General features: G+C 58.4%; 8 protein-coding genes and 1 pseudogene. All 9 read left to right on the top strand.

The features are described from left to right. A pseudogene (locus tag QNK41_RS23105) lies at window positions 1–133 on the top strand (ABC transporter permease); the annotation flags it as partial. Window positions 134–464: 331 nt separating this feature from the next. Then, window positions 465–1,748, top strand: coding sequence for a M20 family metallopeptidase (locus QNK41_RS15720; RefSeq protein ID WP_319258580.1), 1,284 nt, complete (start codon window positions 465–467; stop codon window positions 1,746–1,748). After that, window positions 1,745–2,716, top strand: coding sequence for an ABC transporter ATP-binding protein (locus QNK41_RS15715; RefSeq protein ID WP_319258578.1), 972 nt, complete (start codon window positions 1,745–1,747; stop codon window positions 2,714–2,716). Before QNK41_RS15720 ends, QNK41_RS15715 begins: the two co-directional genes overlap by 4 nt. A 153-nt stretch (window positions 2,717–2,869) precedes the next feature. Beyond that, complete coding sequence (locus QNK41_RS15710; RefSeq protein WP_319258576.1) at window positions 2,870–3,868, top strand: oligopeptide/dipeptide ABC transporter ATP-binding protein; 999 nt, start codon at window positions 2,870–2,872, stop codon at window positions 3,866–3,868. Continuing rightward, entirely contained in the window at window positions 3,865–4,776 is a 912-nt protein-coding gene (locus QNK41_RS15705; RefSeq protein WP_319258574.1) for a ketopantoate reductase family protein, read from the top strand. The genes QNK41_RS15710 and QNK41_RS15705 overlap by 4 nt, the downstream gene beginning before the upstream one ends. A 216-nt stretch (window positions 4,777–4,992) precedes the next feature. After that, a complete protein-coding gene (gene panB / locus QNK41_RS15700) occupies window positions 4,993–5,847 on the top strand; it encodes a 3-methyl-2-oxobutanoate hydroxymethyltransferase (protein ID WP_319258572.1) in 855 nt (284 codons plus the stop codon). Window positions 5,848–5,870: 23 nt separating this feature from the next. Beyond that, window positions 5,871–6,512 (top strand): YceH family protein, encoded by a 642-nt coding sequence (locus QNK41_RS15695; protein ID WP_319258570.1) that lies wholly within the window; start codon window positions 5,871–5,873, stop codon window positions 6,510–6,512. A 9-nt stretch (window positions 6,513–6,521) separates the two neighbouring features. Continuing rightward, window positions 6,522–6,761: a hypothetical protein gene (locus QNK41_RS15690; protein ID WP_319258568.1), complete on the top strand. Its 240-nt coding sequence runs from the start codon at window positions 6,522–6,524 to the stop codon at window positions 6,759–6,761. A gap of 154 nt (window positions 6,762–6,915) precedes the next feature. After that, on the top strand, window positions 6,916–7,638 hold the full coding sequence (locus QNK41_RS15685; protein ID WP_319258566.1) for a flagellar brake protein: 723 nt from the start codon (window positions 6,916–6,918) through the stop codon (window positions 7,636–7,638). Window positions 7,639–7,680 lie beyond the last annotated feature (42 nt).

The raw sequence follows: 7,680 nt of genomic DNA, 5'->3' as shown, positions 1-7,680 counted from the left end.
CGAGGCCCAGACCTTCATGGCGCTTACCCCGTGGATGGCCTTGTTTCCGGGCATGGCCATCGCCTGGACGGTTCTTGGCTTCAACTTGCTGGGAGACGGGCTGCGGGATATATTGGACCCGCGGCTACGATGATAACTAATAAATCACGATAGCCAAAAAACCAAATGATAAATAAATAACAATGATCAAAATTCCAAATATTTATGATCTTGAAGATAGGATATTTCAATCATCAATCTTGATCGCTTCGTAAAAAGCTGACTCATCATGACGGACTTGACCTGGCACCAAGAATTTATTGAAGTCACTGGATTCCGACTTCCTTCGCAATGAGGGGAAATATGGTAAAAGCGACTTTTGGTTTTTTCCCTTGTTTGAGTTTTGGATATTGTGATTTGGAATTTCTTTGAGATTTGGTTTTTGCAATTTGTTAATTCCCGCTTGATCGGGGACAGGACAAACCATGATACCCGAATCAGTCATTGAAAAGGTGCTCAATCAGATCGACCCTGAAGGGGTGATCAACCTCACCGCCCAATTGGTGAGATGCAATTCGGTGTGGGACCCGCAGGCAGGTACCAGTGAAGTCGAAGCGGCGGAACTGGCTGCCCGATGGGCCCGGGACAGGGGCTTCGATGTGACTTTGGAAACCGTGGCCCCGGAGCGTCCCAATGTGATCGTCCGATGGACGGCCGGCCCCGGTTCCCGAACGCTGATGTTCGAAGGGCACACGGATGTGGTCACACCCGGCAACCTGACCCGGTGGAAATACGATCCTTTTGGTGCCCAGATCCAAAAGGGCCGCATGTACGGTCGTGGCACCAATGACACCAAGGGAAACCTGGCCGGCATGCTGGTGGCCATAGCGGCCCTGAAAGCCTCGGGCATCCCCCTGGCCGGGTCAATCGTGGGTGGTGTATTGTGCGACGAAGAAGGCATGATGACCGGTGTGCAGCATTTCATCGCCCGCGGCCATGCCGATGCGGTGACGGCAGCGGTCGTCTGCGAACCCCAGGACGGACTGGTCTGCATCGCCCAGAAAGGTGCGGTGCGGGCCCGATTTGCCGTCCGTGGACGCATGAGCCATGGGGCCATGCCCCTGTCCGGACTCAACCCGGCCCCGGCCGTGGCCCGGATCATCGATGGACTGGCCGATCTGGAAGCCGAAGCAGTGCATACCTACGGGAAGGATCCCCTGCTGGGGTGGCCCAGCTTCACCCCGACGGTGGTCCAGGCGCCCTCCCAGGGACCGCCCCAGCTCAACGTGGTGCCTGGCGAGGCGGAAATCCTGGTGGATGTGCGCACCCTTCCCGGTCAAAACCACGATACCATCCGGAATTCCCTGTCTGCACTGGTGCAGCAGACAGTCAGGGAAGTCAACGCGCGCTACCGGAAGACCGACAGGCTGCTGGGCATCCGGCGGCCCTGGGAACTGGACGTGACGGTACGTTTTCTTTCCGACCGGCCTTGCACCCATACTGACAGGGATGATCCGGTGATTGCATCCGCCGTTTGGGCCAGCCGGCAGGTCAGCGGCAAGGAGCCTGAATTCGCCGGTGTTCCGGGCGCGACCGACGGCACCTTTCTCTGGGCACTAAAGGATATACCCATCGTCACCATGGGCGCCGGGGATCGCCAGGTTCCCCACCAGGTGGACGAATGGGTCGATCTGGACCAGCTAGTGGACACGGCCCGCATCTATGCCCTTACCGCCCTGCACTACCTCTATCCCGGAGATCACCCTTGAGTGATGCACTGCTGGACATCCGGGGCTTATCGGTCCACTTCTTTACCCCCGAAGGGATCGGCCGTGCCGTTGAAGCGGTGGATCTGTCCATCGCCCCCGGTGAAACCTTGGGACTGGTGGGCGAATCGGGCTGCGGAAAAAGCGTCACCACCCTGGCCGTGGTGGGTCTGGTGCCATCACCACCGGGCCGAATCGTGGCGGGTGAGGTTCGTTTTTTAGGCAGAGACCTGCTGCAGGCCGATCCCGAGACCCTGCGCCGCATCCGGGGCCGTGAGATCGGCATGATTTTTCAGGAACCGATGACCGCCTTGAACCCCGTGCTGACCATCGGTCGGCAGGTCGCCGAACCCCTGGTGGCCCACCTGGGGATGTCTCGGACCGATGCGCTGAAGAAAGCGGCCCGGTGGCTGGATCGGGTGCGTATCCCATCGGCGGAAAAACGACTGGGCAGCTACCCCCACGAGCTGTCCGGCGGCATGCGCCAGCGGGTGATGATTGCTATGGCCATGATCTGCCGGCCGCGTTTGCTGATTGCCGACGAACCCACCACGGCGCTGGACGTAACCCTCCAGCGCCAGGTGCTGGCACTGATGGCAGAGCTGAAAGCCGAACTGGAAACCGCCATGCTGCTGATCACCCACGACCTGGGGGTGGTGGCCCAGACCGCCGGCTGGGTGGCGGTCATGTACGCGGGCCGCGTGGTGGAGACTGCCAACGTGCGTCCCCTGTTTGCCGACCCCCTGCATCCTTACACCCAGGGGTTGCTTAAATCCATGCCAATCCTCGGAGCAGACCGTGGACGGCTGCATGAAATTCGCGGCAGGGTGCCGGCCGCCACAGACCTGATCAGCGGCTGCCCCTTTGCCGGACGCTGTTCGTCAGCGTTCGACCGGTGCCGGTACGAGGCACCCGAGTTGGAAACTGTTCGGCCGAGAAGGAAGGTTAGCTGTTGGCTGTTCCGGGATTAGTGAATTGAGGAATTAAGGAATTCGGAATTGAAAAAATTTTGTCTCTAATCGCTTTCAACCGCCAATTCCCCAATCCCTCAATTCGCAATCCCCCAATTCAGGCATGTCCGGGTTACAGAATGTCAATGAATCGCTGAAATGAGAGGCAAGCGGATGAATCCCGCACCCCTGCTTGAGGTCACGGACCTGACCAAACACTTCCCCTTGGGCCGCGGCTTTTTATCTCGCCCCACGGGTTGGATCAAGGCGGTCAACGGGGTAAGCTTTTGCATCAGTCGGGGGGAGAGTCTGGGGCTGGTGGGCGAATCGGGATGCGGCAAGAGTACCCTGGCCAGACTGGTGGTAAGGCTGCTTACACCCACCGACGGATCCATTCGGTTCGGCGGCCGGGAGATCGGTTCCCTGGATCGACAAGCGATGCGGCCACTGAGAAAGCGGATGCAGATCATCTTCCAGGACCCTTACGCCAGCCTGGATCCACGCATGACCGTGGCAGCCAGTGTCACCGAACCGCTGCTGAACGGAGGCACGTTCTCAAAACGCGAACAGCGCGTGCTCGCCGCTGATCTGCTGGCTACCGTGGGCCTGCGGAACAGCGATCTGGACCGCTACCCCCACGAATTTTCCGGTGGTCAGCGCCAGCGCATCGGCATTGCCCGGGCCCTGTGCGTGCGGCCTGAACTGGTGGTTGCCGATGAACCGGTCAGCGCCCTGGACGTCTCCATCCAGGCCCAGATTCTCAATCTGATGAAGGATCTTCAACAGCAGTTCGAGCTTGCCTATCTCTTCATCTCCCACGATATCGGCATTGTGCAACATTTTTGCGATCGGATCACCGTCATGTACGCCGGCCAATTGGTGGAGATCGCCGGCGCCGAGGGGTTTCACGGTGCCTGCAGGCATCCCTATACCCGGGCACTGGTGGCCGCCGTGCCCCGGCCCGACCCGCAGGTAGCCCTGCCGCCGGTGCCGGTGGAGGGCGAACCCCCGGATCCGGCCGCGCTGCCGACCGGGTGCGCCTATCACCCCCGTTGTCCCCACGCTTTCGATCCATGCCCGGGCCATCGCCCGCCGCTGATCGAGGCGGGTGGAAACCACCTGGTAGCCTGCTGGCTCAACAGGGGAAGAGGAATGAACAAAGGAGAGCGATGAATATCACAGTGATCGGCGCCGGGGCCATGGGCAGCCTTTTCGGCGCCCTGCTGGCCGAGGCAGGCAATACGGTAACCCTGCTGGATATCCACCGGGAGCATGTGGATGCAGTCAACGCAAACGGTCTTTCCATCGAGAAAACGGGGGACCGGCGCATCGTCGCGATTCTGGCAACCACCGATCCGGGCCGGATCGGTCCGACCGATCTGTCCATTGTGTTCGTCAAGTCCACCCACACCGCAGCGGCCGCGGAAACGGCCGCCCGGCTGTCCGGCAAAACGGACCTGGTATTGACGCTGCAAAATGGCATGGGCAATGCGGACACGCTCGCTGAAACCCTCGAACCAAGTCAGATAATCACCGGCACGACGTCCCACGGTGCCACCTTTCTGGGGCCCGGCACCATCCGCCATGCCGGTGAAGGCGATACAGTCATCGGCCCTTGGGCAACAGCGGGAATGACGGGTGCAGAACAGGTGGCCGAAGTGTTCTGCCGGGCGAACATCGTCACCCGGGTGGTGGTCGATGTGCGCACCGTCCTATGGGCAAAACTGTTGATCAACGTGGGCATTAATGCCATCACGGCCCTAGCCGGAATCAAAAACGGCCAGATTCTGGAAATGGAATGGAGCCGGCAGCTTTCCCGTGCAGCCGTAGAGGAGGCCATGGCGGTGGCCTGTGCTCAGGGCGTTGCCATCGATGGCGACCCGGTGGAAAAGGTTTTTCAGGTGGCGGCTGCCACTGGACCCAACCGTTCCTCTATGGGCCAGGATGTAGACAACTGCCGGCTCACGGAGATTGCCGCCATAAACGGTTTTATCGTCAGGATCGCGGAGAAAGCCGGCATTCCGGTACCGGTGAACCGGACGCTTACGGCGCTGGTGGAGACGCTACAGGCCCATTACTGATCCAGTTTTGACGGATTCGTAAAAAATCCGATATCAGCGTTACAATTCATCCCTCGTCACTGCGGAGTACCGTAAGTACGCCTCATTCCTCGGAATTCGCAAGCCTTGATCTCGGCTTTTTTACGAATCCGTCGGAAATGCGGCTTTTTACGAGGGCATCAGTTTTTGCTCCGCAAACGCAATGCATGGATGCTTATACCAAAAAGGAGGTGTTCCATGGCTGAAAGCAAAGTGAGCGTACTGGACATCATTCAGGCAAAAAAAGACGGTAGGAAACTGGTCATGGTAACTGCCTACGATTATCCCTTCGGGCTGATGGCGGACGAGGCCGGCGTTGATATGGCGCTGGTCGGAGATTCGCTGGGTATGGTGGTCCTGGGTCTCGACAGCACCGTACCGGTCACGCTGGAGATGATGATCCACCACATCCAGGCGGTGGTACGCGGATGCAAACGGGCCATGGTAATCGGAGATATGCCCTTTATGAGCTACAACACCGGTATCCGGGATGCCATCATCAATGCCGGACGGCTGATGAAGGAAGGCGGCTGCGATGCAATCAAGTTGGAGGGTGGTGTGGATTTCGCCCCGGTGGTCCGAGCCATCGTCAAAGCCGGCATCCCCGTCCAGGGCCATGTGGGCCTCACCCCCCAGACGGCCAGCGCCCTGGGCGGTTTCAAGATGCAAGGCAAGGATGCAGGGGCGGCCCGAAAAATCATCGACGACGCCAGGGCCCTGGAGGCGGCCGGCGCCTTCTCCATCGTCGCCGAGGCTGTCCCGGCGCCGTTGGGCCGGCTGCTCGCCGAGTCGGTGACCGTACCGGTCATCGGCATCGGTGCCGGGGTGGACGTGGACGGCCAGGTGCTGGTCACCCATGATATGGTGGGCCTGTTCGACCGGTTCGTGCCCAAGTTCGTCAAACAATACACGATGGTCCGACCCACGATCATCGATGCCATCAAGGCTTATGGAAAGGATGTCCGGGCGTCGGCATTCCCCGCTGCCGAACACAGCTTCGACATGTCCGATGCGGCCCTGGTGGCTCTGAAAGCATCCCTGAAGGAAAAATAAAGCCCGACACGAAAGGAATGTCGATGGACATATTGATCAGCAACCAGGAGGCCCGGGTGCTGGGCTGCCTCATGGAAAAAGCCATGGCCACGCCGGAGTATTATCCGTTGTCCCTCAACGCCCTGGCCAATGCCTGCAATCAGAAATCCAACCGGGACCCGGTGGTGAGTTGGAACGAGCAGACCGTTGAGGACGCAGTGGACGGCCTTGAAAAAAACGGACTGGTTAACCGAAGCACCGTCGGCCGTGTCCCCAAGTACGAGGAGATCTTCACCCGGCAGCACAACATGGTGGCGTCCGAGGCCGCCGTGCTCTGCGTGCTTTTGCTACGCGGGCCCCAGACACCGGGCGCCATCCGCAGCCGCACCGACCGCCTGCATGCTTTCGACGGCCTGGACGCATTACAGGAAACGCTGGACCGGTTATGTGAATGGGGGCGCGTCCATCGCCTGGAACGACTGCCCGGCCACAAGGAGTGCCGGTACATGCATCTGCTTTCCGGTGAACCGGATGTCGACGCCGATAGCGTTGAAACGGCCGACCCGACTGTGTCAACTGTTGACAGCGACCGGCTGATGCGACTGGATGCCGACGTTCAATCCCTGAAAGATGAATTGGCGGATCTCAGGAGCGCATTTGAATTGTTTCGCAAACAGTTTGAATAAGGAGCCACTATGAAGGAATGGTTTAGGTATGTGCAAAGACTGGTGCTCGTGTTCCTTGGGTGTGTTGCGTTAGTGGCCGGCGGGTGTGATGAAACAGATACCCGCAACAAGGTGGATGACACGGTCGAAGAAATGGCCGGGAAAAAAAACCTGGACCGCTACAAACAGATGAAGGACGATCTCGGTGAGATACAGACGCAGCAAACGAAAAAATATCGTCAGCTGAAGGAGGACGCCGATGAAAAATGAACAATGTTCAACCGCCGTTGACACCAATCCTAAAAAACCATTGCCCCATGCACCCGAGTCTATGTTAAAGAATCGACGAAGATGACCGAACATAAAATAAAGAGTGACGGATTTAGCTGGAACCCACGGGCATTCAGATTGAGGGTCTCTGATTATGGGGGAAGCGGGAAAAGTTCAGGGTGACAAACTCACCGAACTGTTCAACGAGCTGGTTGCAAAAAGAATTATCATCTCCATGAATGTGGTCGGGGCCGGATTCGATCGGCTCACCTGCATTACCGGGATCACGACGGATGCAGGCGGCAGCTACTTGCTTGTCGACCCCCCGGACGATTTCGAGGGGGCCGTCGCCGTCAAGGACCTGTGGCACCTGCGGTTCAACTTCAACGGACCGGATATTCTGGAATACATCTTCAGCACCCGGGGCGGCAAATTTTGCGAGCAAGGCCTGAAAATCCCATTTCCCGAGCACGTGGAGCGGCTGCAGCGCCGCCGGAATTTCCGGGTAAAAACCTTGACCGGAACCCAGATGCATTTCCAATTGAAAAAAATTCATGGCGTCATCGACCTGATCAATGTCAGCCTTGGCGGCGTTTACGGGGTTCTTACCAAGCACAATTTCAAGTTCATTCGCGGGCCGGTATTGAAAATAGACCAGCAGATCTATGATGTCAGCCTGGTATTTCCAGGCGATCATGATCGGCCGGGAAATACCGTTTACGTGAAGAAGGCCGAAGTCAAGCGGGTTGAACACGACCAGGATCGCGGCTATTACCGCTTCGCCTTGGAATTCGATGAAATGGAAAAGCAAGAGCAGAATAAGCTTACCCAGGTCATCTATGACCTTCAGCGATGGTATCTGCAACGCAGGAAGTAATCCCCCATTGGTCGTGGCAACCAGTCATCCGCTGCTTTGGTG

The sequence above is a fragment of the Desulfosarcina sp. genome, from assembly GCF_033791525.1.
In the GTDB taxonomy this organism is placed as follows: Bacteria; Desulfobacterota; Desulfobacteria; order Desulfobacterales; family Desulfosarcinaceae; genus Desulfosarcina.
Note: the sequence above shows the minus strand (reverse complement) of the source record. Positions and strands in the feature narration are given on the sequence as shown.

Coding starts and splice junctions, on each gene's coding strand:
- QNK41_RS15695 (WP_319258570.1), top strand. CDS start 5,871: ATGGACATATTGATCAGCAACCAGGAGGCCCGGGTGCTGGGCTGCCTC.
- QNK41_RS15685 (WP_319258566.1), top strand. CDS start 6,916: ATGGGGGAAGCGGGAAAAGTTCAGGGTGACAAACTCACCGAACTGTTC.
- QNK41_RS15720 (WP_319258580.1), top strand. CDS start 465: ATGATACCCGAATCAGTCATTGAAAAGGTGCTCAATCAGATCGACCCT.
- QNK41_RS15705 (WP_319258574.1), top strand. CDS start 3,865: ATGAATATCACAGTGATCGGCGCCGGGGCCATGGGCAGCCTTTTCGGC.
- QNK41_RS15710 (WP_319258576.1), top strand. CDS start 2,870: ATGAATCCCGCACCCCTGCTTGAGGTCACGGACCTGACCAAACACTTC.
- QNK41_RS15690 (WP_319258568.1), top strand. CDS start 6,522: ATGAAGGAATGGTTTAGGTATGTGCAAAGACTGGTGCTCGTGTTCCTT.
- panB (WP_319258572.1), top strand. CDS start 4,993: ATGGCTGAAAGCAAAGTGAGCGTACTGGACATCATTCAGGCAAAAAAA.